Source organism: Streptomyces sp. NPDC088354, from assembly GCF_044753585.1.
Taxonomy (GTDB): domain Bacteria; phylum Actinomycetota; class Actinomycetes; order Streptomycetales; family Streptomycetaceae; genus Actinacidiphila.
In genome coordinates, this window is record NZ_JBIVNJ010000008.1 from 92,406 (window position 1) to 117,582 (window position 25,177).

Annotated in this window: 27 protein-coding genes; 11 read left to right on the forward strand and 16 right to left on the reverse strand. The window is 72.7% G+C overall.

What is annotated here, in order from left to right:
- Positions 1–33 precede the first annotated feature (33 nt).
- Positions 34–1,416, reverse strand: coding sequence for a glycine--tRNA ligase (locus tag ACIP98_RS14950; RefSeq protein ID WP_319664573.1), 1,383 nt, complete (start codon positions 1,414–1,416; stop codon positions 34–36).
- A gap of 185 nt (positions 1,417–1,601) precedes the next feature.
- Here ACIP98_RS14950 and ACIP98_RS14955 point away from each other — a divergent pair, with 185 nt between their 5' ends.
- The 4 genes from ACIP98_RS14955 to ACIP98_RS14970 are packed head-to-tail and all read left to right on the forward strand — an operon-like array spanning position 1,602 to position 4,742.
- A complete protein-coding gene (locus tag ACIP98_RS14955) occupies positions 1,602–2,585 on the forward strand; it encodes a metal ABC transporter substrate-binding protein (RefSeq protein ID WP_401976082.1) in 984 nt (327 codons plus the stop codon).
- A 20-nt stretch (positions 2,586–2,605) separates the two neighbouring features.
- Positions 2,606–3,367 (forward strand): metal ABC transporter ATP-binding protein, encoded by a 762-nt coding sequence (locus ACIP98_RS14960; protein ID WP_401976085.1) that lies wholly within the window; start codon positions 2,606–2,608, stop codon positions 3,365–3,367.
- Positions 3,367–4,260: a metal ABC transporter permease gene (locus tag ACIP98_RS14965; protein ID WP_319664576.1), complete on the forward strand. Its 894-nt coding sequence runs from the start codon at positions 3,367–3,369 to the stop codon at positions 4,258–4,260. The genes ACIP98_RS14960 and ACIP98_RS14965 overlap by 1 nt, the downstream gene beginning before the upstream one ends.
- A 56-nt stretch (positions 4,261–4,316) precedes the next feature.
- Entirely contained in the window at positions 4,317–4,742 is a 426-nt protein-coding gene (locus tag ACIP98_RS14970) for a Fur family transcriptional regulator (RefSeq protein ID WP_319664578.1), read from the forward strand.
- Between the two features lie 44 nt (positions 4,743–4,786).
- Here the strand turns inward: ACIP98_RS14970 and ACIP98_RS14975 are convergent, their stop codons facing one another.
- Both ACIP98_RS14975 and recO read right to left on the reverse strand, forming a co-directional pair.
- Complete coding sequence (locus ACIP98_RS14975) at positions 4,787–5,629, reverse strand: isoprenyl transferase (RefSeq protein ID WP_319664579.1); 843 nt, start codon at positions 5,627–5,629, stop codon at positions 4,787–4,789.
- 26 nt (positions 5,630–5,655) lie between these two features.
- On the reverse strand, positions 5,656–6,402 hold the full coding sequence (gene recO, locus ACIP98_RS14980) for a DNA repair protein RecO (RefSeq protein WP_319664580.1): 747 nt from the start codon (positions 6,400–6,402) through the stop codon (positions 5,656–5,658).
- 57 nt (positions 6,403–6,459) lie between these two features.
- Between recO and ACIP98_RS14985 the strand changes: the two genes are divergently transcribed.
- The gene (locus ACIP98_RS14985; RefSeq protein WP_319664581.1) at positions 6,460–6,822 is read left to right on the forward strand and encodes a DUF1304 domain-containing protein; all 363 of its coding nucleotides are present in this window, start codon (positions 6,460–6,462) and stop codon (positions 6,820–6,822) included.
- 29 nt (positions 6,823–6,851) lie between these two features.
- On the opposite strand, the gene ACIP98_RS14990 is transcribed toward ACIP98_RS14985, so the two are convergent.
- The 5 genes from ACIP98_RS14990 to leuA form a co-directional block, all read right to left on the reverse strand.
- Entirely contained in the window at positions 6,852–7,541 is a 690-nt protein-coding gene (locus tag ACIP98_RS14990) for a response regulator transcription factor (RefSeq protein WP_319664582.1), read from the reverse strand.
- A gap of 208 nt (positions 7,542–7,749) precedes the next feature.
- On the reverse strand, positions 7,750–9,030 hold the full coding sequence (locus ACIP98_RS14995) for a sensor histidine kinase (RefSeq protein ID WP_401976090.1): 1,281 nt from the start codon (positions 9,028–9,030) through the stop codon (positions 7,750–7,752).
- Between the two features lie 55 nt (positions 9,031–9,085).
- The gene (locus ACIP98_RS15000) at positions 9,086–11,188 is read right to left on the reverse strand and encodes an MMPL family transporter (protein WP_401976093.1); all 2,103 of its coding nucleotides are present in this window, start codon (positions 11,186–11,188) and stop codon (positions 9,086–9,088) included.
- A gap of 140 nt (positions 11,189–11,328) precedes the next feature.
- A complete protein-coding gene (locus tag ACIP98_RS15005) occupies positions 11,329–12,045 on the reverse strand; it encodes a TerB family tellurite resistance protein (RefSeq protein WP_401976096.1) in 717 nt (238 codons plus the stop codon).
- Positions 12,046–12,250: 205 nt separating this feature from the next.
- The gene (gene leuA, locus ACIP98_RS15010) at positions 12,251–14,014 is read right to left on the reverse strand and encodes a 2-isopropylmalate synthase (RefSeq protein WP_319664585.1); all 1,764 of its coding nucleotides are present in this window, start codon (positions 14,012–14,014) and stop codon (positions 12,251–12,253) included.
- A 325-nt stretch (positions 14,015–14,339) separates the two neighbouring features.
- Here leuA and ACIP98_RS15015 point away from each other — a divergent pair, with 325 nt between their 5' ends.
- The gene (locus ACIP98_RS15015; RefSeq protein WP_401976099.1) at positions 14,340–15,461 is read left to right on the forward strand and encodes a M4 family metallopeptidase; all 1,122 of its coding nucleotides are present in this window, start codon (positions 14,340–14,342) and stop codon (positions 15,459–15,461) included.
- A gap of 9 nt (positions 15,462–15,470) precedes the next feature.
- Positions 15,471–15,737 carry a protealysin inhibitor emfourin gene (locus ACIP98_RS15020; protein WP_319664588.1) on the forward strand — a complete coding sequence of 89 codons (267 nt, stop codon included), beginning with the start codon at positions 15,471–15,473 and terminating at the stop codon, positions 15,735–15,737.
- A gap of 29 nt (positions 15,738–15,766) precedes the next feature.
- Here ACIP98_RS15020 and era read toward each other — a convergent pair whose 3' ends face one another.
- The 5 genes from era to ACIP98_RS15045 all read right to left on the reverse strand — a co-directional run bounded on the left by era (position 15,767) and on the right by ACIP98_RS15045 (position 20,079).
- Positions 15,767–16,717, reverse strand: a complete 951-nt coding sequence (era, locus tag ACIP98_RS15025) for a GTPase Era (RefSeq protein WP_401976102.1) — start codon at positions 16,715–16,717, stop codon at positions 15,767–15,769.
- Positions 16,718–16,781: 64 nt separating this feature from the next.
- Positions 16,782–17,138, reverse strand: coding sequence for a cytidine deaminase (locus tag ACIP98_RS15030; protein ID WP_319664590.1), 357 nt, complete (start codon positions 17,136–17,138; stop codon positions 16,782–16,784).
- Between the two features lie 67 nt (positions 17,139–17,205).
- The gene (locus ACIP98_RS15035) at positions 17,206–18,537 is read right to left on the reverse strand and encodes a hemolysin family protein (RefSeq protein ID WP_319664591.1); all 1,332 of its coding nucleotides are present in this window, start codon (positions 18,535–18,537) and stop codon (positions 17,206–17,208) included.
- 5 nt (positions 18,538–18,542) lie between these two features.
- A complete protein-coding gene (gene ybeY / locus ACIP98_RS15040) occupies positions 18,543–19,040 on the reverse strand; it encodes an rRNA maturation RNase YbeY (protein ID WP_319664592.1) in 498 nt (165 codons plus the stop codon).
- Positions 19,041–19,053: 13 nt separating this feature from the next.
- Entirely contained in the window at positions 19,054–20,079 is a 1,026-nt protein-coding gene (locus ACIP98_RS15045; RefSeq protein ID WP_319664594.1) for a PhoH family protein, read from the reverse strand.
- Positions 20,080–20,215: 136 nt separating this feature from the next.
- Between ACIP98_RS15045 and ACIP98_RS15050 the strand changes: the two genes are divergently transcribed.
- From ACIP98_RS15050 to ACIP98_RS15060, 3 genes are read left to right on the forward strand one after another with little or no spacing between them, the layout of a single operon-like run.
- A complete protein-coding gene (locus tag ACIP98_RS15050) occupies positions 20,216–20,731 on the forward strand; it encodes a GNAT family N-acetyltransferase (protein WP_401976107.1) in 516 nt (171 codons plus the stop codon).
- A gap of 48 nt (positions 20,732–20,779) precedes the next feature.
- On the forward strand, positions 20,780–21,007 hold the full coding sequence (locus ACIP98_RS15055; RefSeq protein WP_401976109.1) for a FitA-like ribbon-helix-helix domain-containing protein: 228 nt from the start codon (positions 20,780–20,782) through the stop codon (positions 21,005–21,007).
- A complete protein-coding gene (locus ACIP98_RS15060; protein ID WP_401976112.1) occupies positions 21,004–21,396 on the forward strand; it encodes a type II toxin-antitoxin system VapC family toxin in 393 nt (130 codons plus the stop codon). Before ACIP98_RS15055 ends, ACIP98_RS15060 begins: the two co-directional genes overlap by 4 nt.
- Before the next feature lie 15 nt (positions 21,397–21,411).
- Here the strand turns inward: ACIP98_RS15060 and ACIP98_RS15065 are convergent, their stop codons facing one another.
- Positions 21,412–22,503, reverse strand: a complete 1,092-nt coding sequence (locus ACIP98_RS15065; RefSeq protein WP_319664600.1) for a PfkB family carbohydrate kinase — start codon at positions 22,501–22,503, stop codon at positions 21,412–21,414.
- Between the two features lie 128 nt (positions 22,504–22,631).
- Here ACIP98_RS15065 and ACIP98_RS15070 point away from each other — a divergent pair, with 128 nt between their 5' ends.
- A complete protein-coding gene (locus ACIP98_RS15070; RefSeq protein WP_401976115.1) occupies positions 22,632–23,558 on the forward strand; it encodes an FHA domain-containing protein in 927 nt (308 codons plus the stop codon).
- Between the two features lie 28 nt (positions 23,559–23,586).
- Here the strand turns inward: ACIP98_RS15070 and ACIP98_RS15075 are convergent, their stop codons facing one another.
- Both ACIP98_RS15075 and ACIP98_RS15080 read right to left on the reverse strand, forming a co-directional pair.
- Positions 23,587–24,102, reverse strand: a complete 516-nt coding sequence (locus ACIP98_RS15075; protein WP_319664603.1) for a hypothetical protein — start codon at positions 24,100–24,102, stop codon at positions 23,587–23,589.
- A 79-nt stretch (positions 24,103–24,181) separates the two neighbouring features.
- A complete protein-coding gene (locus ACIP98_RS15080) occupies positions 24,182–25,171 on the reverse strand; it encodes an adenosine deaminase (protein WP_401976117.1) in 990 nt (329 codons plus the stop codon).
- Positions 25,172–25,177 lie beyond the last annotated feature (6 nt).

The window sequence follows — 25,177 nt, forward strand, 5'->3', positions numbered from 1 at the left end:
GGCGCCTTCGTGCGCGTCCGTACGAGCCGGAACCTAGCAGCCGAGCAGACGGCCGCCGAGGAAGGACTCGACCTGGTCGAGCGAGACGCGCTCCTGCTTCATGGTGTCGCGCTCGCGGACCGTCACCGCGTTGTCCTCGAGGGTGTCGAAGTCGACGGTGACGCAGAACGGCGTGCCGATCTCGTCCTGGCGGCGGTAGCGGCGGCCGATGGCGCCGGCGTCGTCGAACTCGATGTTCCAGTGCCGGCGCAGGTCCGCCGCGAGCCCCTTGGCCTTCGGGGAGAGCTGCGGGTTGCGCGACAGCGGGAGCACCGCGACCTTGACCGGGGCCAGGCGCGGGTCGAGCCGCATGACGGTGCGCTTCTCCATCACGCCCTTCGCGTTCGGCGCCTCGTCCTCGTTGTAGGCGTCGAGCATGAAGGCGAGCATGGCGCGGTTGAGACCGGCCGCGGGCTCGATGACGTACGGGAAGTAGCGCTCGCCGGCCTCCTGGTCGAAGTACGACAGGTCCTGGCCGCTGGCCTGGCTGTGCGCCTTGAGGTCGTAGTCCGTGCGGTTGGCGATGCCCTCCAGCTCGGAGAACTCGGTGCCGCCGAAGTTGAAGCGGTACTCGATGTCGGTGGTGCGCTTCGAGTAGTGGGAGAGCTTCTCCTTGGCGTGCTCGAACCAGCGCATGTTCTCCTCGCGCAGGCCGAGGCCCCGGTACCAGTCCCAGCGCTGCTGCATCCAGTACTCGTGCCACTGCTCGTCCTCGCCGGGCTTGACGAAGAACTCCATCTCCATCTGCTCGAACTCACGGGTCCGGAAGATGAAGTTGCCCGGCGTGATCTCGTTGCGGAAGGACTTGCCGGTCTGGGCGATGCCGAACGGCGGCTTGCGGCGCGAGGTCGTCTGCACCTGCGAGAAGTTGGTGAAGATGCCCTGGGCGGTCTCCGGACGCAGGTAGGCGATCGAGCCGGAGTCCTGGGTCGGGCCCAGGTGGGTGGAGAGCAGTCCGGAGAACTGCTTGGGCTCGGTGAAGGCGCCCTTGTTGCCGCAGTTCGGGCAGTTGATGTCGGAGAGGCCGTTGGCCGGCAGGTGGCCGTGCTTGGCCTCGTACGCCTCCTCCAGGTGGTCCGCGCGGTAGCGCTTGTGGCAGGAGGTGCACTCGGTGAGCGGGTCGGTGAACGTGGCGACGTGGCCGGAGGCCTCCCAGACCTCGCGGGCCAGAATCACCGAGGAGTCAATGCCGACCACGTCCTCCCGCGAGGTGACCATCGCACGCCACCACTGGCGCTTGATGTTCTCCTTGAGTTCCACGCCCAGCGGCCCGTAGTCCCAGGCGGCCTTCTGACCGCCGTAGATCTCGCTGCAGGGGAAAACGAAGCCACGGCGCTTGCTCAGGCTGACGATGGTGTCGATCTTGTCGGCGGCCACGGTGCTCTCTTCAGACGACGAAGCGGTCGGTGGGGTCCGCCGGGGGCGAGCTCGGTCCGGCGAATACCTCAGATTACCGGCGTCGATGGGGGCGGTATCAAATCGGTTCCGCGTCGCGGGGGGCCGATCGTGATCACACTGTGCTCAATTGACAATCGTTTCCATTTTTGTTGAAAATGGGAGTCATGAACATAGGTCGTGTGCTGCTGTCGACGGCGGCCGTCGCCGGGCTCGTCGCCCTCTCCGCGTGCACCACCGCGGCGGGCGGGACCCGTACCGCGGACGGGCGCCTGAAGGTGACCGCGTCCTTCTACCCGATGCAGTTCCTGGCGGAGCGGATCGGCGGCAGCCACGTCAGCGTCACCGGCCTCACCAAGCCCGGCACCGAACCGCACGACCTGGAACTCACCCCCCGGCAGGTCGGCGAGCTCGGCGAGTCGGGCGTGATCGTGTACCTCAAGGGCCTGCAGCCCGCGGTCGACGACGCCATCGCGCAGTCCGGCGTACGGCACATCGTGGACGCCGCCTCGCTCACCGCGCTGGAGGACCACGGCACCGAGGTCGACGGGCACCACCACACCACCGGTGACAACGAGAGCGGCACCGGCCTCGGCGAGGACGGCCCGCGCCACGACGAGGACGCCGGCGCCGACCCCCACATCTGGCTCGACCCGGTGAAGTACGCGGCCGTCGCCGAGGGCGTCGGCCGGACGCTGGCCGCGGCCGACCCGGACCACGCCGCGCTCTACGCCAAGAACACCGACGCGCTGGTGAGGAAGCTGGACGCGCTGAACACCGAGTTCGCCGACGGACTGCGCAACCGCACCTCGGACACCTTCCTCACCACCCACGCCGCCTTCGGCTACCTCGCCGAGCGCTACGGCCTGGTGGAGGAGGCGATCAACGGCATCGACCCGGAGGCCGAGCCGAGCGCCGCCCGGATGCGGGCGCTCCAGGGCCTCGCCAAGGACACGCACGTGAGCACGGTGTTCTTCGAGACGCTCGTCAGCGACCGGACCGCGACGACCCTGGCGGGCGATCTGGGCCTGCGGACCGACGTGCTCGACCCGATCGAGGGGATCACCGACCGGTCGCGCGGCTCCGACTACTTCGGGGTCCAGCGCGCCAATCTCAGGGCCCTGCAGACGGCGCTGGGCGCCAAGAAGTGACCGCGACGACGGAGGCTGGTATGGACACGGTCGTATCGCTGCGGGGCGCGACCGCCTCGCTCGGCTCGCGCCCGGTACTGCGCGGCATCGACCTGGACGTGCGCCGCGGCGAGGTCGTGGCGCTGCTCGGTGCCAACGGCTCGGGCAAGTCCACCGCGGTGCGCGCCGTGGTCGGCCAGGTGCCGCTCACCGGCGGCGAGCTGGAGCTGTTCGGCACCCCGCACCGCCGCTTCCGGGACTGGGCGCGGATCGGCTACGTGCCGCAGCGCACCACGGCCGCCTCCGGGGTGCCCGCGACCGTGCGCGAGGTCGTCACCGCGGGGCGGCTGGCCCGCACCCGGATGGGGTTCTCCCGCAAGGCCGACCGGGCCGCCGTGGACCGCGCCCTGGAGCTGGTCGGCATGGCCGACCGGGCCGGTGACTCGGTGAACGCCCTGTCCGGCGGCCAGCACCAGCGCGTCCTGATCGCCCGCGCGCTGTCCGTGGAGCCCGAAGTGCTGATCATGGACGAGCCGATGGCCGGTGTCGACCTCGCCAGCCAGGAGGTCCTCGCGGGCACCCTGCGCGAACAAGTGGGCCTCGGCACCACGGTGCTGGTCGTCCTGCACGAACTCGGCCCGCTGGAACCGCTCATCGACCGCGCGGTCGTGCTGCGCGACGGCTGCGTCGTCCATGACGGGCCGCCGCCGCAGGCGCGCGGCCAGCACGCGCTGCCCGGCCACGACCATGTCCACCCGCACGCCGACCGTGCAGCCGAGCCGATCCGGACGGGGCTGTTCTGATGGAGCTGTTCTCCTACGCCTTCATGCAGCGGGCCCTGATCGCGGCCGTCCTGGTCGGCATCACGGCGCCCGCCATCGGCATCTTCCTGGTCCAGCGCCGCCAGGCGCTGATGGGCGACGGCATCGGCCATGTCGCGCTGACCGGCGTGGGCCTGGGCTTCCTGCTGAGCACCAACCCGGTGTGGATGGCCACGGCCGTGTCCATCGTCGGGGCCATCGTGATGGAGCTGATCCGCTGGTACGGCCGCACCCGCGGCGACATCGCGCTGGCCATGCTCTTCTACGGCGGCATGGCGGCCGGCGTCATGTTCACCTCGCTCGCGCCGAACGGCTCCAACGCCAACCTGACGACGTATCTGTTCGGTTCGATCACCACCGTCTCGCCGCAGGACATCACCGCCGTCTGCGTGCTGGCCGGTTTCGTCGTCCTGGTCACCCTGGGCCTGCGGCGGCAGTTGTTCGCGGTCTCCCAGGACGAGGAGTTCGCCCGCGTCAGCGGACTGCCGGTGCGGCTGCTCAACCTGCTGGTCGCGGTCACCGCGGCGGTCACCGTCACCGTGGCGATGCGGGTCGTCGGGCTGCTGCTGGTGAGCGCGCTCATGGTCATCCCGGTGGCGGCCTCGCAAGCGATCACCCGCAGCTTCGCGACGACCTTCGCCCTCGCGGTGGGCATCGGCGTCACCGTGGCCTTCTCCGGCACGGTCACCTCGTACTACGTCGACGTGCCCTCCGGGGCGACGATCGTGCTGCTCGCCATCGGCGTCTTCGTCGCCCTGACCCTGGCGTCCGCGCCGCTGGCGAAAAAGAGGGCTCGCAAGGCCGCGCAGGACACGGAACGATGCACCCTGGAGGTACCCGGCGCGCGCCCGGCCGAAGACGACGTTCGGGTCTGAGAGCCCCGGACTGGCACAATGGCCGACCGGGACAACGACCGAGAAGGAGGCCACTGGTGACGACCGCCAAGCCCCCCGTACGGGGCCGTTCGACGCGGCAGCGCGCCGCCGTGGCCGCGGCCCTCGCCGAGGCCGACGAGTTCCGCAGCGCACAGGAACTGCACGATCTCCTCAAGCACCGGGGTGACTCGGTGGGCCTCACCACGGTCTACCGCACCCTGCAGTCCCTCGCCGACGCCGGCGAGATCGACGTCCTGCGCACCGGCGACGGCGAGTCCGTCTACCGGCGCTGCAGCAGCGGTCACCACCACCACCTCGTCTGCCGCGTCTGCGGCAAGGCCGTCGAGGTCGAGGGTCCCGCGGTGGAGAAGTGGGCCGACGCCATCGCCGGCGAGCACGGCTTCGTCGATGTCGCGCACACGGTCGAGATCTTCGGCACGTGCGCCGACTGCGCCTCCTGCGGCGGCCCCGCCGCGCTCTGACCGGCCCCGGGGCCCCAGAGCGCGGCCACGCGGCCACCCGCCCGTCAGGCCTGCGGGGTCGCCGTACCGCCGTCGGCCGCCATCTCCTCGTTGGGGATCGCGCCGCCGAAGCGGCGGTCGCGGGAGGCGTACTCCAGGCAGGCGCGCCACAGGTCGCGGCGGTCGAAGTCGGGCCACAGCACGTCCTGGAAGACCATCTCGGCGTAGGCGGACTGCCAGATCAGGAAGTTGGAGGTGCGCTGCTCGCCGGAGGGGCGGACGAAGAGGTCCACATCGGGCATGTCCGGGTGGTACATGTACTTCGCCAGGGTCTTCTCGGTGACCTTGGAGGGGTCGAGTCGACCCGCCTTTATGTCCTGTGCGAGCGCGGCCGCGGCGTCCGCGATCTCCGCGCGGCCGCCGTAGTTGACGCACATGTACAGCGTCATCGCGTCGTTGTCGCGGGTCATCTCCTCCGCGACCTGGAGCTCCTTGACCACGGACTTCCACAGCCGCGGCATGCGCCCGGCCCAGCGGATGCGGATGCCCATCTCGTGCATCTCGTCGCGGCGGCGGTGGATGACGTCGCGGTTGAAGTTCATCAGGAAGCGGACCTCGTCGGGGGAGCGCTTCCAGTTCTCGGTGGAGAAGGCGTACAGGGAGAGGTTCTTGACGCCGATCTCCAGGCAGCCCTTGAGGACGTCGAGCACGACGGTCTCGCCGACCTTGTGGCCCTCGGTGCGGGGCAGGCCGCGCTCCTTGGCCCACCGGCCGTTGCCGTCCATGACGATGGCGACGTGCTGCGGGACGAGCTCGCCTGGGATCTTGGGGGGCCGGGCGCCGGACGGGTGCGGGTCGGGAGCCCGGTACTCGCGTCGGGGGCGGCTCAGAATCCCGCGTACAGCCATGCGCCTGCTCTCCACTTCATGTGTATCTACTTGTCGATGAAACGCAGCGAGCGCAGCCCGCGCTCCAGGTGCCACTGCAGATAGGCGGCGACCAGCCCGCTGCCCTCTCGGCAGTGGCGCGGCTCACACGCGTCCGCGGTCTCCCAGTCGCCGCCGAGCAGCGCCCCGAGGAGTTCCAGGGACTCCAGTGAGGGTACGACGCTTCCGGCCGGGCGGCACTCGCCGCATACGACTCCTCCCGCGGCGACCGAAAAGAACCGATTCGGTCCGGGCATCCCGCACTTCGCGCAGTCGCCGAAGCTGGGCGCGTAGCCGTTGACCGCCAGGGAGCGCAGCAGGAAGGCGTCGAGCACCAGGCGCGGGTCGTGCTCGTCGCCGGCGAGGGTGCGCAGGCCCCCGACGAGGAGCAGGTACTGCTGCACCGCCGGTTCGCCCTCGTGGTCGGTGAAGCGCTCGGCGGTCTCCAGCATCGCGGTGCCGGCGGTGTAGCGGGCGTAGTCGGTGACGATCCGGCTGCCGTACGGGGTGATCGTCTCGCCCTGCGTGCACAGCGGCAGCCCGCGTCCGACGAGTTCTCCCCCGCGCGCGAAGAACTGCACGTCCACATGGGAGAAGGGCTCCAGCCGGGCCCCGAACTTCGACTTCGTGCGCCGCACTCCGCGGGCCACCGCGCGCACCCGGCCGTGGCGGCGGGTGAGCAGCGTGATGATCCGGTCCGCCTCACCCAGCTTCTGGGTGCGCAGCACGATGCCGTCGTCGCGGAACAGACTCATGGCGCCCATTCTCCCGCACGGCCCGGGGCGCCCGGCACGGGACGTACGCTACGGCTCATGTCGATCACCGCTACCGTCGCCGTGCTGCTCATAGCGGCCCTGCACGTCTACATCCTGGTCCTGGAGATGTTCCTGTGGACCACGCCGCGCGCCCGCGCCTCGTTCGGCACCACCGAGGAGTTCGCGCGGGAGAGCAAGGCCCTGGCGGCCAACCAGGGCCTCTACAACGGCTTCCTGGCCGCCGGGCTGGTGTGGGGCGCGGTGGCGTCGGACCCGGTCGGCTTCCAGGCGCAGGTGTTCTTCCTGGTCTGCGTGGCGGTGGCGGGCGTGTACGGCGCGGCGACCGCGAGCCGGCGCATCGTCTTCGTGCAGACCGTTCCGGCCCTCGTCGCGCTGGCCCTGGTCGTGGCCGCGCACTGAGTGCGCACGGCCACCCCGCGGCGACCCGGTCAGCCGCTGACGCCCGCGGGACCGCCGGGGCTGACCAGCCCGGACTCGTAGGCGGCGATCACCAGCTGCGCGCGGTCGCGGGCACCGAGCTTGCCCATGATCCGGCTGACGTGGGTCTTGGCCGTGAGCGGGCTGAGGCCCAGCGCCTCGGCGATCTCGGTGTTGTTCAGGCCGCGCGCGACCAGGGTGAGCACCTGGCGTTCGCGTTCGGAGAGCGCGGCCGTCCGCCCCGGCGCCGGGCCGCCGGGCTGCGGGCTGTCCGGCAGGCGCAGCACCCGGGCGATGAGGCGGGCCGTGGGCCCGGGCGAGAGCAGCGCCTCGCCGGCCGCGACCGTGCGGATGGCGTCGAGGAGTTCGGCGGGGCGGGTGTCCTTGACCAGGAAGCCGCTGGCGCCCGCGCGCAGCGCCGGGACGACGTGGTCGTCGGTGTCGTAGGTGGTGAGCACCAGCACGCGCACCCCCGCGAGGTCGTCGTCGGCCGCGATGAGCCGGGTCGCCTCGATGCCGTCGAGGTCGGGCATGCGGATGTCCATGACGACGACGTCCGCCCGGCAGGCACGCGCGGTGGCCACGGCCTCCCGGCCGGTGGCCGCGTGACCGACCACCGCCATGTCCGGGGCGGACTCCACCAGCATCGCGAAGGCCTCGCGGACCAGCGTCTGGTCGTCGGCGAGCAGCACCCGGATCACGCGGCACCCCCGGGCAACCGCAGACCGCCCCCGGGGCGTGAGCCGGCGACCGCCGTGTCCGGGCCGGACCCGACCCGCGTCGCGCAGACCTCACACACCGGCATCCGGCCCTCGGCGGGCACAGGGACCACCCGGGAGGGCCCGGCGGTCAACACACCCGCGACACGACCACGGACCAACGGCCGGTCGCCGGCGGACAGCACCCGGATCACGCGGCACCCCCGGCGAACGGCAGCACAGCGGCAACCTGGAAACCGCCCCCCGGGCGGGGGCCCGCGGTCAGCGTGCCGCCGACGCTGCGGGCGCGTTCGCGCATGCCGATCAGGCCGTAGCCGGTGGCAGGGCCGGTCACCGCCGGGGCGGCGTCCTCGGACGGCCTGGGGGGTGCCACGGCGCGCCAGGGCCGCCAGCGGGCGTCAGGGCGGTCCGGTCCGGGTTCGGCCCGCGTCCCCGGGCAGGGGCCGTCGTCGGTGACGGCGATCCGCAGGGCGGTACCCCGGTCCGGGTCGGTGCCGAGCTCCACCCCGACCCGGACCGAGGTGCCCCCGGCGTGCCGCACGGCGTTGGTCAGTGCCTCCTGGACGATGCGGTAGGCGGCGGCCCCGATCGCCGGGGGCACCCCGTCCGCGCCGGCCGCCACGGCCAGTTCCACCCGGGCGCCGGCGGCCTCCGCGGAGCGGGCCAGGTCGGCCACGGCCGCCAGGCCCGGCAGCGGGCCGCGCTCGTCGTCGCCGCGCAGCACCTGGAGGGTGGCGCGGAGTTCGGCGCGGGCGTCGCGGCAGGTGCCGGCGATGCTGTCGAGGGCGCCGGCGACGGCCGTGCGGTCCAGCCGGTCGGGGTCGGCGACCAGGACGTGCGCGGCGACCGAGGTCTGCACCCCGATGAGGGTGATGCTGTGGGCGAGCAGGTCGTGCAGGTCGCGGGCGATCCGCAGCCGCTCCTCGGCGACGCGCCGGGCCGCCTCCTCCTCGCGGGTGCGTTCGGCGCGTTCGGCGCGCCCGACGATGGCGGCCACGTACTTGCGGTGGATGCGGACCGCCTCGCCGGTCAGCGCCACCGCCACCACCCAGCCGCCGCTGCGCAGCATGTCGGTCGCCGCGTGCCGTTCGGGTGTCGCCGACATCACCCCGCCCATGATCGCGACGACCGCCGCCACGGTGAGGTACGTCCGCGGCGGCGGCCCGGCGACCGCCAGCGAGTAGATCGCCACCATGCTCGCCGGGACCACGGCCAGGTGCAGGTTGTCCAGGGCGTGGTACGGGGCGACGGCCGCGACCATGACGAGCATCACGGTCATCGGCCACCGCCGCCGGGCCGCCAGCACCAGCGCGGTGACCACCAGCAGCGCCCAGCCCGCCGCGTCCGGGCGGTGCCCCTGCCCGGCCGGCAGGAGGGCGCCCACGGCGCTCTGGAGCACGAGCACGCCCACGGCGAGGGCGGCGTCCTTGTGCGCGCGGACGGCGGGCGGGAGGGGCGGCGGCTTCGGCACGGCTCCATCTTCCGTTACGGGGTCGGCGGGGGGACAGACCGGTTCACGGGCCGGCTCACGGGCCCGTACGCGGCCGGCTCAGCCGGCCCGGCCACCAGACCCGCTCGCGCAGCGCCACGCTCGCGGAGGTCACCAGGTAGGTGCGGACGAGGAAGGTGTCCAGCAGGACGCCCACGGCGATGACGAAGCCCATCTCGACCAGCGACACCAGCGGCATGTTGACCAGGACCGAGAACGTGGCCGCCAGCACCAGCCCGGCCGAGGCGATCACCCCGCCCGTGGTGCGCAGCGCGGTGACGGCCGCGGCGGCCGGCGCGGCCCCAGCCAGCGACTCCTCGCGCATCCGGTGCATGAGGAAGATGCCGTAGTCGACCCCGAGCGCCACGAGGAAGACGAACGACAGCAGCGGCAGTCCCGGGTCCGTGCCCGCGAAGCCGAACAGCGGCCCGAAGACCAGCCCGCCGATGCCCAGCGCGGCGCCCCACACCGCGATCACGGCCACCACGAGCAGCAGCGGCGCGACCAGGCTGCGCAGCAGCGCGACGAGGATCAGCAGCACGGCGGCCAGGACGAGCGGCACGACGACCCAGCGGTCGCGGGTACTGGTGGCGGCCAGGTCCGCCTGCTGGGCGCCGGGCCCGCCGACGTGGGCGCCGTAGGGGCCGTCCAGCTCCGCGCGCAGGGCGTGGATGGTCGCGGTCTCGCCGGCCGACTCCGGCGGCGCCTGCGCGGTCACCGACACCTCCGTCCAGCCGCCGCCGCTGCGCCCGCGTTCGGCGGACGCGACGCCTTCGGTGCCCCGGACCGCGGCCAGCACCTCGCCGGTCCGGCCGGTGGGCGCCATGACGGTGATCGGCTGGGCGGAGCGGCCGGGGTCGGCCTCGGCGAGGATGCGCATGGCGGCGACCGACTCCGGCGCGCTGGTGAAGGCGTCGTCGTTCCGCAGACTGCCGGGCAGGGCCAGGGTCCCGAGCGCGAGCGCACCGAGCAGCACCGCGCCGCCCGCGAGCACGGCCGCCGGACGGCGCGCCGCCGAGCCGCCCATCGCCGCGAACAGGCCGCGCGGGCGCGGCACTTCACTGCCGTACGCCGGCACCAGCGGCCAGAACACCCGCCGTCCCAGCAGCACCAGCAGCGCGGGCAGCAGGGTCGTCATCGCCAGGAGCGCGCACAGCACCCCGACCGCGGCGATCGGGCCCATGCCCCGGCTGCTGTTGAGGTCGGCGGCGAGCAGGCACAGCAGGCCCACAGCGACGGTCCCGGAGGAGGCCAGGATCGCGGGCCCGCAGCCGCGCAGCGCGGCGCGCATCGCCTCGTACGGGCGCTGGATCCGGCGCAGTTCCTCGCGGTAGCGGGCGACCAGCAGCAGGGCGTAGTCGGTGCCGGCGCCGAAGACGAGGATGGTCATCACGCCCTGGCTCTGGCCGGTGACGGTGACGCCGAAGGCCTGGTGGAGTCCGTAGACCCCGGCCATCGCGGCGGCGTCCGCCACGCCCGCGACGAGCAGGGGCAGCAGCCACAGCAGCGGGCTGCGGTAGATGAGGATCAGCAGCACGGCGACGACGGCCACCGTGGTGTAGAGCAGCGGCCCGTCGAGGGAGGAGTACACCTCCTTCATGTCGGTGTTGAGCGCGCCGGGGCCGCCCACAAGGGCGGTCAGCCCGTCGCCGCCCTCGGCCCGGTCGCGGACGTCGGTGACGAAGGCGTTCCTGGCCGCGTCGTCCTGGCCCGGCCCGGTGCTCGCCACGGGGTACATCAGTGTGTCGCCGTGCGACGGGACGGCGTGCGGCGTGCCGCCGGTGAGCCGGTGCGCCCGCGCGATGCCGGCGATCTGGGCGGCGGCCTTGTCGCGGTCGGCGGCGGTCAGCCCGCCGTCGCGGTGGTAGACGACCACGAGTTCGGTGGCCTCGCCGCCGGGCAGCGCGTCCTGGAGCCGGGCGACCTGCGTGGAGTCGGCGCTCACCGGGAGGTAGTCCACCGCCCGGTTCTGCTGCGCGTCGGCGAGCTTGCCGGCCAGCGGGCCGGCCAGCGCCAGCACGGCGATCCACAGCGCGAGCACCGCCCAGGGGAGCGCGCGGGCGCCCCGGCTCCTCCCCCGTCCTCGGGTCGTCGGCGGCGGCGCGGCGGCCGGTGTGGTCTCAGTGGTCGGGGCCCCCATGACGGGCCTCCCTCCGGGCCGGTGGTCTGGTCCTTTCCAGACTTCCGGCGCGGCGGCGCCTTTTCGTCGGACCCGGGACCGAGCCCGGCGTTACTGCCCGGGGTGCGGGGCGGGTCCGGTTACTCCCAGGGGAGTACTCCTCAGGAGGGCGTGCGGGCCGCGGCCTCCAGCACCCGGGCCGTGTCCTCGCCGACCAGACCGAGGCAGCGGCCGACGGCGCCCAGCACCTCGCGCTCCGCGGGCAGGTAGGGGCCGTCGGCGAGGGCGATGCGCGCGCCCTGGAGCAGGACCCGTTCGCGTCCCTGCGGGGCGAGGTGGCGGGAGAGCGGTTCCAGGGCCTCGTGCAGCTCGATGGAGAGCCAGCTGCCGCAGCCGTCGAGGGAGTCGGCGAGACCCTCCGGCGAGGGCAATCCGGCGGCGCCGGGGAAGCGGCCCTCGTCGGCGACGATGGCCGCGAGCAGGCCGAGCAGCTGGTCCTCGGTGCAGTCGGTGAAACCGGCCGTGCGGACCGCCTCCACGGCCGTCTCGCGGGCGGCCCGCCCGGAGGCGCCGCCCGCGGTGAGGACGGCGAGGGCGACGGTGTGGACGGCGTCGCGGAGCATCGCGGAGAAGACGGTCGTCGTCGGTTGTTCCAGGGCCTCGGGGCCCCGGCGGGCACGGCACACGACGCACTCCACGACGGTGCCGGCCGAGCCGCGCGGCAGCAGCGGCAGGCCGAGGACGGTCAGGCGCCGGGTGCCGGTCCGGCGCCGGTACCCGCGGTCGCCGCCGCAGCCGGCGCAGAAGAACTCCCCGTCGCCCTCGGTGCGCCAGACCGTCCGCACGCCCAAGATGCACAAGCCCTTGATCTGGAGCACTTCGCACCCTCCGGCCGCTCATCCGGCTACATACCGGTTCGTCCCGTTACGGGCCGCAGGCGGGGGTAACGCTCCGGCAACGGCGCCGTAATGACGTGATGTTAGCCACATGAGCAACGCGGAGTCAGTACCACGAGAGGGCCGAATACAAGAATCGGCCACGGCACCCGGGCGGGTGCCGTGGCCGGTTCACCGTCCGCGGTGATCAGCGCGTCGCGCGGTTGACGGCGGAGACGACCGCCTTCAGCGACGCACGGGTGGTGTTGGCGTCGATGCCGATGCCCCAGAGGACCTTGCCGTCGATCGCGCACTCGATGTACGAGGCGGCCTGGGCACTGGCCCCCTCGCTCATGGTGTGCTCGGTGTAGTCCAGCAGCCGGGCGTCGACGCCCACGGCGGCCAGCGCGTCGAAGAACGCCGAGATCGGGCCGTTGCCGGTGCCGGTGAGCACGGTCTCCACGCCGTCCACGGCCGCCTCGACGGTGAGGGTGTCGGCGCCGTCGCTGCTGGTCGAGGTCTGCGCGGAGCGCAGCGTGATGCGGCCCCAGGCGTTGTCGGGGGTGGGCAGGTACTCGTCCTCGAAGATCCCCCAGATCTCCCTGGGCGTGACCTCGCCGCCCTCGGCGTCGGTCTTGGCCTGGATGATCTTCGAGAACTCGATCTGCATCCGGCGCGGCAGGTCCAGCTTGTGGTCGTTCTTCAGGACGTACGCGACGCCGCCCTTGCCGGACTGGGAGTTCACGCGGATGACGGCCTCGTAGGAGCGGCCGACGTCCTTGGGGTCGATCGGCAGGTACGGCACCGCCCACTCGATGTCGTCGACGGTCACACCCCGGGCGGCCGCGTCGGCCTCCATGGCGTCGAACCCCTTCTTGATGGCGTCCTGGTGGGAGCCGGAGAAGGACGTGTAGACCAGGTCGCCCACGTACGGGTGGCGCGGGTGGACCTCCATCTGGTTGCAGTACTCGGCGGTGCGGCGGATCTCGTCGATCTGGGAGAAGTCGATCTGCGGGTCCACGCCCTGGCTGAACAGGTTCATCCCCAGGGTGACCAGGTCCACGTTGCCGGTGCGCTCGCCCTGGCCGAACAGGCAGCCCTCGATGCGGTCCGCGCCCGCCATCAGCGCCAGTTCGGCGGCGGCCACGGCCGTGCCGCGGTCGTTGTGCGGGTGGACCGACAGGCACACGTACTCGCGGCGCGACAGGTTCCGCGACATCCACTCGAAGCGGTCGGCGTGGGTGGAGGGCGTGGAGCGCTCCACGGTCGCCGGCAGGTTCAGGATGATCTCGCGGCCCTCCTCGGGCTGCCAGACGTCCATGACCGACTCGCAGACCTCCAGGGCGAAGTCCAGCTCGGTGTCGGTGAAGATCTCCGGGCTGTACTGGTAGCCGAAGACGGTCTCGTCGCCCAGGATCTTGTCCGCGTACTCCATGACCAGCCGGGTGCCGTCCACGGCGATCTGCCGGATCTGCTCCTTGGAGCCGCGGAAGACCACCCGGCGGAAGGTCGGGGCGGTGGCGTTGTACAGGTGGACGGTGGCCCGTGCCGCGCCGCGCAGGGACTCCACGGTGCGCTCGATGAGCTCCTCGCGGGCCTGGGTCAGCACCGAGATCGTGACGTCCTCGGGGATCGCGCCCTCTTCGATGATGGAGCGCACGAAGGCGAAGTCGGTCTCACCGGAGGCGGGGAAGCCGACCTCGATCTCCTTGTAGCCCATCGACACCAGCAGGTCGAACATCGCGCGCTTGCGGGCCGGCGACATCGGGTCGATCAGGGCCTGGTTGCCGTCCCGCAGGTCGGTGGACAGCCAGCGGGGGGCCTTGGTGATCCGGTTGCCCGGCCAGGTGCGGTCCGGGATCTCCACCGCCTCGTACGGCCGGTACTTGTGCACCGGCATCGACGTGGGGCGCTGGCGCACGGTGGCGGCGGTGATCGGCGTGGGACGGCCGACGGCGTTCGGGGTGGACATGTACGGGGGGCTCCTCGGTTGCGGCTTCAGAAGCGGCCGACCGGCGCTGGTTCTCCGACAACGCCACACTCCGCGGGGAGGGAGTCGACCTGGACTACAGGCCCTCGCCGCGGCAGCTAAGGAGAAGAAGCATCCCGAAACGCATGATGCGACCGACCCTAACCGAGCCCCGGGTCTCCCCGCAGCCGCTGCGGCGTTCTTCTCAGTATGCAAGACCGCCCGTGATGACGTGAAAAACGTAATTTTCCTCTCTTTACGGCAATCGTTACGGCAATCGCCGTCACGGCTGGTGACACCGGAGTCGCGCCGTGCCACATTGCCGACCATGGAGCACACACCCGTTTTCTGCACGATCGTGCCGCCGCACGTCCTGGACCGGATCGCCCGCAACCAGGACAGCGCGCTGGCCGGCCCCTCCCGCCGCACCCTGGAGCAGGACGCCGCGCAGCGCACCCGCCGCCGTCTGACCACCGTCATCGGGGCGTTCCCGGTGGCCGGGGCGGAGCCGTCGGAGCAGCCGCAGCGCACCATCGGCGACGCCGGGCACGGGGAGGACCTGCCGGGCGTGAAGGTCCGCGGCGAGGGTGACGCGCCGCTCGCCGACGCGACGGTCAACCGGGCCTACGACGGGCTCGGCGCGACCTTCGAGCTGTACCTGACCGCGTACGGCAGGCACTCCATCGACGACGCCGGCCTGCCGCTGGACGCGACGGTCCACTACGGCCGCGACTACAACAACGCCTTCTGGAACGGCGAACAGATGGTCTTCGGCGACGGCGACGGGGAGCTCTTCCTCGACTTCACGCTGCCCGTCGACGTCATCGGCCACGAGCTCACCCACGGCGTCACGCAGTACACCGCCAACCTGGACTACTTCGGCCAGTCCGGCGCGCTCAACGAGTCGGTGTCCGACGTGTTCGGCTCGCTGATCAAGCAGTACGCGCTGGGGCAGACCGCCGACCAGGCGGACTGGCTGATCGGCGCCGGGCTGCTCGCCCCGCGCGTCACCGGCGCCGCCCTGCGGTCCATGAAGGCCCCCGGCACGGCGTACGACGACGACGTGCTCGGCAAGGACCCGCAGCCCGGTCACATGGACGGCTATGTGCGCACCTCCCGGGACAACGGCGGCGTCCACATCAACTCCGGCATTCCCAACCGGGCGTTCTACCTGGCCGCCACCGCGCTGGGCGGCCACGCCTGGGACCGCGCCGGGCGGATCTGGTACGACGCCCTGACCGGCGGCGGGCTCTCACCGCGCGCCGACTTCGCGGAGTTCGCCCGGGCCACGGTGGCCGCGGCCGCCGCCCGCTACGGCGAGGCGGAGGAGCACGCGGCCGTCGCCGACGCCTGGAGCCAGGTCGGCATCGCGACACCGGCGGCGGGCCGCTCCGAACTCCCGCGCCAGGCACCGGCACCGGAAGGTGCGCAGCCCCCCGTCCAGGGGTAGGCGCACCCCATGCGCATAGAGGTGATCCGCTCCGGCGGCTTCGCGGGGATCGAGCGCCGGGCCGCGCTGGACACCAACGGCCGGCCCGACGCCTTCCAACTGCACGCCCTGGCCCGCGATGTGCTCGCCGCGGGCGGGGCGGAGCCCTCGTCCGGGGTGCCGGACGGCTTCCACTACGAGATCACCGTCGACGCGCGCACCGTGCACTGCGCCGACCCGGACCTCACGGAGGCCCAGCACCAACTGATCCGGATCATCCTGAAGGAGGGCACGTGACACCCGCCGGCGGGCCGGCGGGGGTCTGACTAGAACCCCAGCCTGCGCAGCTGCTTGGGGTCGCGCTGCCAGTCCTTGGCCACCTTCACGTGCAGGTCGAGGAAGACCGGCGTGCCCAGCAGCGCCTCGATGTGGCGGCGGGACTTGGTGCCGACCTCCTTCAGACGGGCGCCCTTGGGGCCGATGATGATGCCCTTCTGGCTGGGCCGCTCGATGTAGATGTTGGCGTGGATGTCGAGCAGCGGCTTGTCCGCCGGGCGGTCCTCGCGGGGCAGCATCTCCTCGACGACGACGGCGATGGAGTGCGGCAGCTCGTCGCGCACGCCCTCCAGCGCGGCCTCGCGGATCAGCTCGGCGACCATGACCTGCTCGGGCTCGTCGGTGAGGTCGCCCTCCGGGTACAGGGCCGGGCCCTCGGGGAGGAGCGGCACCAGCAGGTCGGCGAGGAGGCCGACCTGGCTGTCGCCGACGGCGGAGACGGGGATGATCTCGGCCCACTCGATGCCGAGTTCGGCGCCGAGCCGGTCGATGGCCAGAAGCTGCTCGGCGAGGTGCTTGGAGTCCACCAGGTCGGTCTTGGTGACGATCGCGACCTTGGGGGTCTTGCGGACCTCCCCCAGCTCCTTGGCGATGTACCGGTCGCCGGGGCCGAGCTTCTCGTTCGCGGGCAGGCAGAAGCCGATCACGTCGACCTCGGCCCAGGTGGTGCGCACCACGTCGTTCAGCCGCTCGCCGAGCAGGGTGCGGGGCTTGTGCAGCCCCGGGGTGTCGACCAGCACGAGCTGCGCGTCCGGGCGGTGCACGATGCCGCGCACGGTGTGCCGGGTGGTCTGCGGGCGGTTGGAGGTGATCGCCACCTTCGTCCCGACGAGAGCGTTGGTCAGGGTGGACTTGCCCGCGTTGGGGCGGCCCACGAAGCAGGCGAAGCCGGACCGGTGGGCGGGGGCAGTGGTCTCGGTGCGAACGCTCATGGCGACCATTGTCCCTGATCCTCCGGGCCGGCCTGACGCACGCGCCCGCCGCCCGCCGCGGACGCCCCTCGGGTCACTCCGCGGGGACGGTGGCGCGCAGCGCGCCGTCCGGGCCCGCGAGGAGCACCGGGGTGTCGGGGCCGCCGAGGTCGCGCACCGCGGCCAGGTCCTCCGGGGCCAGGGTGCCGGCGGCCGAGACGACCGCCGCGGCCTCCAGGGACGTGGCACCGCTCGCGACGGCCATGGCGACGGCGGTCCGCAGGGCGCTGAGCGACAGCGACCGCAGCGCCACCGTGCCCGCGACGTAGGTGCGTCCCGTCCCGTCCCGCACGGCCGCGCCCTCGGGGACGCCATTGCGCGCCCGCGCCGAGCGGGCCAGCGTGATGATCTTGCGGTCCTCGGGGTCCAGCGGGGGCTGCTCGTCGCTCATGCGGCCAGCGTATCCGCCGTGAACCGCCCGCCGGGGACGGGTTTCCGCGGCAGGTGCCCGCCCGGTCCTAGCCGCGCACGGCACCGTCCTGGGCGGAGTCGGGGCCGGCGGACGGGGCCGGGGCGGGAAGCGGGTCGACCAGCACCGCGCCGATGCGGTTGCGGCGCCCGGACGGGGCCTCCGCGGTGAGGCGCAGCGCGGCCGGGGCATCGGGGGCCGAGGCGGTCTCGGGCAGTTCCACGACCGCGGAGGCGCCCGGGATCGGCACCCTGCCCAGAACCTTGGCGAGCAGGCCGCCGACGGTCTCCACGTCCTCGTCGTCCAGGTCGACCCCGTACAGCTCGCCGAGGTCGCCGAGGTCGAGGCGGGCGGTGACGCGGTAGCGGCCGTCGCCCAGCTCCTCGACGGGCGGCAGCTCGCGGTCGTACTCGTCGGTGATCTCGCCGACGATCTCCTCCAGGATGTCCTCGATCGTGACGATGCCGGCCGTGCCGCCGTACTCGTCGATGACGACGGCGACGTGGTTGCGCTCCCGCTGCATCTCGCGCAGCAGGTCGCCGGCGTTCTTGGTGTCGGGCACGAAGGCGGCCGGGCGCATCACCGAGGAGACCGGGTCGGTCTCCGCGTCGCGGTTGATGTGCACGCGCCGGGCGAGGTCCTTGAGGTAGACGATGCCCACGATGTCGTCCTCGCTCTCGCCCGTGACGGGGATGCGGGAGAAACCGCTGCGCAGCGCCAGGGTCATGGCCTGCCGGATCGTCTTGAAGCGCTCGATGGCCACCAGTTCGGTGCGCGGCACCATCACCTCGCGCACCAGGGTGTCGCCGAGCTCGAAGACGGAGTGCACCATGCGGCGCTCCTCGTCCTCGATCAGGGACTCGCTCTCGGCGAGGTCGACCAGGGCCCGCAGTTCCGCCTCGGAGGCGAACGGGCCCTGCCGGAAGCCCTTGCCGGGGGTGAACGCGTTGCCGAGGAGGATCAGCAGCGCGGGGATCGGCCCCATCACCCGGGCCAGCGGCAGCAGCACGTACGCCGCCGCGGTGGCCGTGTTCAGCGGGTGCTGGCGGCCGATGGTGCGCGGCGAGACGCCCACGGCGACGTACGAGACCACGATCATGACGCCGATGGCGACGAGCAGCGCCTGCCAGGTCGCGTCGAAGTGCCGTACGCACAGCACCGTGACGAGCACCGCCGCCGCCATCTCGCAGGCCACGCGCACCAGCAGGGCCACATTGAGGTAGCGCGTGGGGTCGGAGGCGACGGCGAGGAGCTTGTCCGCGCCACGGCGGCCGGCCCGCATCGCCGCCTCGGCGCGGAACCGGGACATGCGGGCGATGCCGGCCTCGGCGCAGGCGGCGAGCCATGCGACGACGACCAGCAGGACGGCGTAGACCACCATCGGGATCAGTGGGTGGTGGTCGGGGCCGGTGAGGGGCCCTGGATGCCGCGCTCGGCGCGCCAGCCGTCGAGGATGGCCTTCTGCAGGCCGAACATCTCGGCCTTCTCGTCGGCCTCGTCGTGGTCGTAACCGAGCAGGTGCAGCACTCCGTGGACGGTGAGCAGCTGGAGCTCCTCGTCCATGGAGTGCTTGGTCGTGGCCGCCTCGCCCTGCTTCTTGGCCACCTCGGGGCAGAGCACGATGTCCCCGAGCAGGCCCTGGGGGGGCTCCTCGTCGTCCTTCCCGGGACGGAGCTCGTCCATCGGGAAGGACATGACGTCGGTGGGGCCCGGTTCGTCCATCCACTGGATGTGCAGCGCCTCCATGGCGTCGGCGTCGATGGCGATCACCGAGAGCTCGGACAGCGGGTGGATGCGCATGTGCTGCAGGGCGTAACGGCTGATGTCGAGCACAGCCGCCTCGTCGAAGTCCCAGCCGGATTCGTTGTTGACGTCGATCGCCATAGTGCTTCGGAGGCTACTTTCCGTTGCCGTTTCGGTTGCCGTTGAGGTCGTCGTAGCGCTCGTAGGCGTCCACGATGCGCCCGACCAGCTTATGGCGTACGACATCGGTGCTCGTCAGGCGCGAGAAGTGCACGTCCTCGACACCGTCCAGGATGTCCACGACCTGGCGCAGCCCGCTCTTCGTGCCGCCCGGCAGGTCGACCTGCGTGACGTCGCCGGTGATGACGATCTTGGAGTCGAAGCCGAGCCGGGTGAGGAACATCTTCATCTGCTCGGCGCTGGTGTTCTGCGCCTCGTCGAGGATGATGAACGCGTCGTTGAGCGTGCGGCCGCGCATGTACGCCAGCGGGGCGACCTCGATCGTCCCGCTCGCCATGAGGCGCGGGATGGAGTCGGGGTCGACCATGTCGTGCAGCGCGTCGTACAGCGGGCGCAGGTACGGGTCGATCTTCTCGTAGAGCGTGCCCGGCAGGAAGCCGAGCCGCTCGCCCGCCTCGACGGCTGGACGGGTCAGGATGATCCGGTTGACCTGCTTGGACTGCAGCGCCTGCACGGCCTTGGCCATCGCCAGGTAGGTCTTGCCGGTGCCCGCCGGGCCGATACCGAAGACGATGGTGTGCTTGTCGATGGCGTCGACGTAGCGCTTCTGGTTGAGCGTCTTGGGGCGGATGGTGCGGCCCCGGCTGGAGAGGATGTTCTGGGTCAGGACCTGGGAGGGGGTCTCCTCCAGGCCGTCGGTTCCGCTGTCCTGGCGGAGCATGGCGATCGACCGCTCCACGGCGTCCTCCGTCATCGGCTGTCCGGTGCGCAGCACCAGCATCATTTCGTCGAAGAGGCGCTGGACCAGGGCGACATCGGCCGCTCCGCCTGTCGCGCTGATCTCATTGCCTCGTACATGGATGTCGACGGCCGGGAACGCCTTCTCGATCACGCGCAGGAGCGAGTCGCCGGACCCCAGGACAGTCACCATGGGGTGCTTGGCCGGTACGACGAAGTGGGCACTCGCCTGCGGTTGCTGCGTTGTCGGTGTCTGTGTCATGGGCCAGGCACTTCGGCCTGCTCATCCCGCCTTCTGCTCTTCGACATGCCACTGGGCTTGGGGTTCAAGGGTACGTCGGTGCGACGGAGGTGCCGAGGGGTTTTACGCTGCGTCACGCGACGGGTAGAACTGCGCCATGCAGATCCGCACCGGGGGTCCCGCCGACCTCCCCGCCACGCTCGCCCTGCTCGACGGCGCCGTCGCCTGGCTGACCGCCCGCGGCCACACCGGGCAGTGGGGCACCGAGCCGTGGTCCTCCCGCCCTGCCGCCGTCGAACGGACCCGCCGGTACGCCGAGGCGTACCTGCTGCGCGCCGCCGAGGTGGACGGCGAGGTCGCCGGGGTGTGCGTGCTCGCCGGGGAACCTCCCGAGAGCGTCCCGCCCGCCGGCGAGCCCGAGTTGTACATCCGCCTGCTGGTCACCGACCGGGCGCGCTCCGGGAGCGGCATCGGGGCCGCGCTGGTCGACGACGCGGTCGCCGAAGCCCGCCGCCGGGGCGTGAGCCTGCTGCGGGTCGACTGCTACGCCGGGAGCGACGGGCGGCTGGTGCGGCGGTACGAGGCCCTCGGCTTCACCCGCGCGGAGCGGTTCGCCGTGCCCCGGGACGGGGGCGAGCCCTGGCCGGGGCAGGTGCTGCAGCGCCGGGTGTAACGACGCATGCGAAATGCATGCATGCATTTCGCATGCTCCCGTGGCGCCATGGCGAACATCCAGATCAAGGACGTCCCCGACGACGTGCACCGCACGCTCAAGCACCGCGCGGTCGAGGCGCACCAGTCCTTGAACGAGTACCTGCGCCAGCGGCTGATCGAGCAGGCGAGAACGCCGACGGTCGACGACATACTGGCCAGCGCCCGGAAGTCGGCGACGGCCGACTACACCCTCGATGACCTGCTGGGCCACATCGACGAGGGGCGTCACCGGTGATCGTCGTCGACGCGTCGGCGGTCGTCCTCGCCCTCACCCATGGCGGCCCGCTGGGCGACCTGGCACGCAAACGCCTCTCCGGCGAGACCCTGCACGCCCCGGCCGTCGTCGAGTGCGAAGCGGCCCAGGCGATCTGCGGTCTGTCACTGGGAGGAAGACTGGAGCAGTCGGCAGCGGCGACGGCGATCACCCCTCTGTCGGCCCTGCCGATTCAGCGCACGCCCGGATACGCCCTGCTCGAACGGGTCTGGGAACTGCGCGCCGACCTGTCGGCGTACGACGCGTCGTACGTGGCGCTCGCGGAGCACCTGGAATGCTCCCTGGTCACGGGCGACGCCCGGATCGCGCGGGCGGGGGCGGCGCGCTGCCCCGTCGACGTGGTCGCGTGACGTGACGCCACCGCCTCAGCGGTACGGCCGGAAGCCGATCGTCGGCACCGCCCGGCGCAGCGGCCAGCGGCGGGTGCCGGTCGGCAGCAGGTCGTCCAGGAAGGCGTAGCGGCGCAGCGCGGTGCGGTCCTGGTCGTCGTAGGCCTTGGCGTGCTGCCACCAGGCGGCGATCTCGATCCAGCCGGGCGCCGACAGCGAGCCGCCGAACTCCTGCACCGACAGGGCGGCGGTCAGGCAGGCGAAGGCCAGCCGGTCGGCCAGCGGCCATCCGGCGAGCGAGCCGGTCACGAAGCCGGCGACGAAGACGTCGCCCGCCCCCGTCGGGTCGAGCGCCTCCACGTCGAGCGCGGGCACCTCCGCGCACTGCCCGGAGCCGGAGTCCACCGCGTAGGCGCCCTCGGGGCCGAGCGTCACCACCGCCAGCGGCACCCGTTCGGCCAGCTTGCGGGCGGCGGCCCGGGGGCAGTCGGTGCGGGTGTAGGCCATCGCCTCGGCGGCGTTGGGCAGGAACGCGTCGCAGTGCTCCAGGTCGCTGAGGTCGGAGGGGTCCCAGCGGCCGGACTCGTCCCAACCCACATCGGCGAAGACCCGGCTGCCGTGCCGGGCGGCGTGCCCGATCCACTCCTGGCGCGGCCGGCCCGGCACCAGCGAGGCCAGGCAGGCCCGGCTCGGCGGCGGGCACGCCGGGGCGGTCTCCTCCGGCGGCGGGGCCTCGTGGCCGTGGCTGACCATGGTCCGCTCGCCCTCGTACGCCATGGAGACGGTGACCGGCGAGTGCCAGCCGGGGATCCTCCGGGACGGCGTGAGGTCGATGTCCTCGCCCTCGGCGAGGGAGTCCCAGCAGTAGTCGCCGTACACGTCGTCGCCGAAGGCGGCGGCCAGGCAGGTGCGCAGGCCGAGCCTGGCCAGGGCGGTGGCCATGTTGGCGACGCCGCCGGGGCTGGAGCCCATGCCGCGGGCCCAGGACTCGGTGCCGCGCACGGGCGCGCTGTCCAGACCGGTGAAGATGATGTCCAGGAAGACCGTGCCGGTCAGGTACACATCGGTCTCCGGGTCGTCCGCGGCGCGCACGGCGGCCAGCGGATCGAGGACGGGCTGGTCATCCACCCGGGCTTCCTCCCGACCTGGTGTCGTTCGGACCGATCGTACGCGCGGCGCCCCCACCCGCATGCGTTTGTCCGTTCGGACACTCGGGCGGATCATGAAGGAAACCCGATGAATCGCGGGGGCTGGACATGGCCGGACCTTCGGCTTCACCACCGCGGCTGATCGTGACCTCCGGGCCGGACGAGGGCACCGTCTTCGACATCCCGGCCGGGTACTGCGAGATCGGCAGACTGCCCGGCAGCGGCATCCGGCTCGACGGCGAGGGGATCAGCAGGCGGCACGCCGCGATGAACCGTGCCGGGAGCCATGTCGTCCTCGCCGACCTGGGCTCGACCAACGGCACGTTCCTCAACGGGGACCGCCTCATGGCGCCCCGGCCGCTGCGGGACGGGGACCTGGTACGGATCGGGCACGTCGACCTGCGGCTGTCGGTGGCCTCGGGCGGCGACCTGGACCCGGAGCCGGGACGGGAGCCGGCCGCACAGGACCCGCCCGGCCCCGGTGATCCCCCGCCACCCGCCGCGCCGCCGGTGATCACCGACCTCGGCGACGTCCGCGGCCCCGCCCCGCGCGGCCGCCCGCGGCGGTACGCCTCGGCGCACGAGCAGTTCCTGGTGGGCCGCGACCTGTACCGGGACGATCCGCCGGCGCCCGCGGCGGACGGCCCGGACGAGGGGTACGCACATCCCGGCCCGGACCCGGATCCCTACGACGACGCGTACGCCGACCCGGACGGCGCCCTCCTCCCCGGGCAGCGGCCGGGCCGCGCCCTGATGGTGCTGGGCGTGCTCGTCGCGCTCGCCGGGTTCGTCATCTGGGTGTCGCTGATCCTCGGTCTGCTGGGCGGCACGGGCAGCGCCGCGGTGCCGCCGGACCCCTTCACCGAGCAGCTGTGGGGAGCCCCGAAGGCCCCGCTGGGGTTCGCCGCGTTCGGCGGCGGGGCGGTGCTCTTCGGTGCCGGCGTGGCCCTGTCGAAGGCGGCGCGCCGGCGCGCCCACGAGGCCGGGCGGCACGGGGGGCAGCACCGTGTCCACCGCGGTGGACCCACCCCCTGACGCACCGCCACTTGGACGACGGGGCCCGCTACACGCCCTCGCGGGGCACCGGCCGCCAGCTCGCGGTGCCCGTGCCCCCGCGCGGAGGGCGGGGGCCGCGGCGCCGTGCGCGGGCCAGCCACAGGCCCCGCCCCGCCGACCACGCCAGCAGCGCGGCGACGAGCGGACCGCCGAGGAGGATCACCAGCCCGGCACCGATGTTGGCGCCGATGACGCCCGCGGTCACGACCCGCCAGCCCGCGCCGGCCAGCGCACCGGCAGCGACCAGCGGGCCGAGCACCTGCCACCACCGTCCGTCGAACCGTTCCGGCCCGGGCCGCGAGGCCATCCCCAGCACGGTCGCGGCGGCCACGGCGAGCAGCGCCGCCACCACGCCCAGCCCGGTCTCCACACCGGCCGGGACGTCCAAGGGCCGCACCAGGTAGTCGAGTTCCGAGGGGCGGAAGCCGGCGGCCTCCTGCCGGCCCAGCAGGCCCCAGACGGCGACCGGTACCGAGGCGATCAGGGTGACGGCCGCGAGGGGCCGTATCGGGTGCTTTCGCATGAGTCCATGCTCCGTCCACGGGATGCGGTCCGCATGAGTGCGCGTACTCAGTTCGCATGCCCCGGGACGAGGAACGAACTCAGAAAACGTAGGCGTCCACTTCGGCGAGGTAGCGGGCGCGCAGATGCTCCTCGTCGTCCAGGAACGCGGCCCGGAAGGAGTTGCGGGCCAGGCGCCGCACGGTGTCCTCGTCGAGGGCGAGCGCGTCGCGCAGGGCGTCGAAGTTGTCGCCGGCGTAGCCGCCGAAGTAGGCGGGGTCGTCGGAGTTGACGGTGACCAGCAGCCCCGCGTCGAGCATCGCGGGCAGCGGGTGCTCGTCCAGGGCTGCCACGCAGCGCAGGCGGACGTTGGACAGCGGGCAGACGGTCAGCGGGACCTGGTCGCGGGCCAGCCGGGCGACCAGTTCCGGGTCCTCCATGCTGCGGATGCCGTGGTCGATCCGGTCCACGCCGAGCACGTCCAGCGCCTCCCACACGTATGCGGGCGGGCCCTCCTCCCCGGCGTGCGCCACGCGGCGCAGTCCCGCCGCGGCGGCCGCGTCGTAGACCTCGCGGAACGTCACCGGCGGATGTCCGACCTCCGCCGAGTCCAGCCCGACCGCCGCGATGCGGTGCAGGTGGGGCCGGGCGGCCTCGAAGGTCTCCATCGCGGACGCCGCGGACTCGTCGCGCAGGAAACACATGATCAGCCGGGTGCTGACGCCGTGCCGCTCCCGGCTGCCGTCCAGCGCCCGCGCCAGCCCCTCCACGACGGTCCCGATCGGCACCCCGCGCGCGGTGTGCGCCTGCGGGTCGAAGAAGATCTCCGCGTGCCGCACCCCCTGGGCGGCGGCCCGCGCCAGGTAGGCGTCCGCGAGGTCGGCGAAGTCCCGCTCGGTGCGGAGCACGGCCATCAGCGCGTAGTACAGGTCGAGGAACGACTGCAGGTCGTCGAACGCGTACGCCCGCCGCAGTTCGTCCGCCGAGGCGTACGGAAGGGTGACCCCGTTGCGCTCGGCGAGGGCGAAGGCCAGCTCCGGTTCGAGGGTGCCTTCGATGTGCAGATGGAGTTCGGCCTTCGGGATCGTCACCCGGCA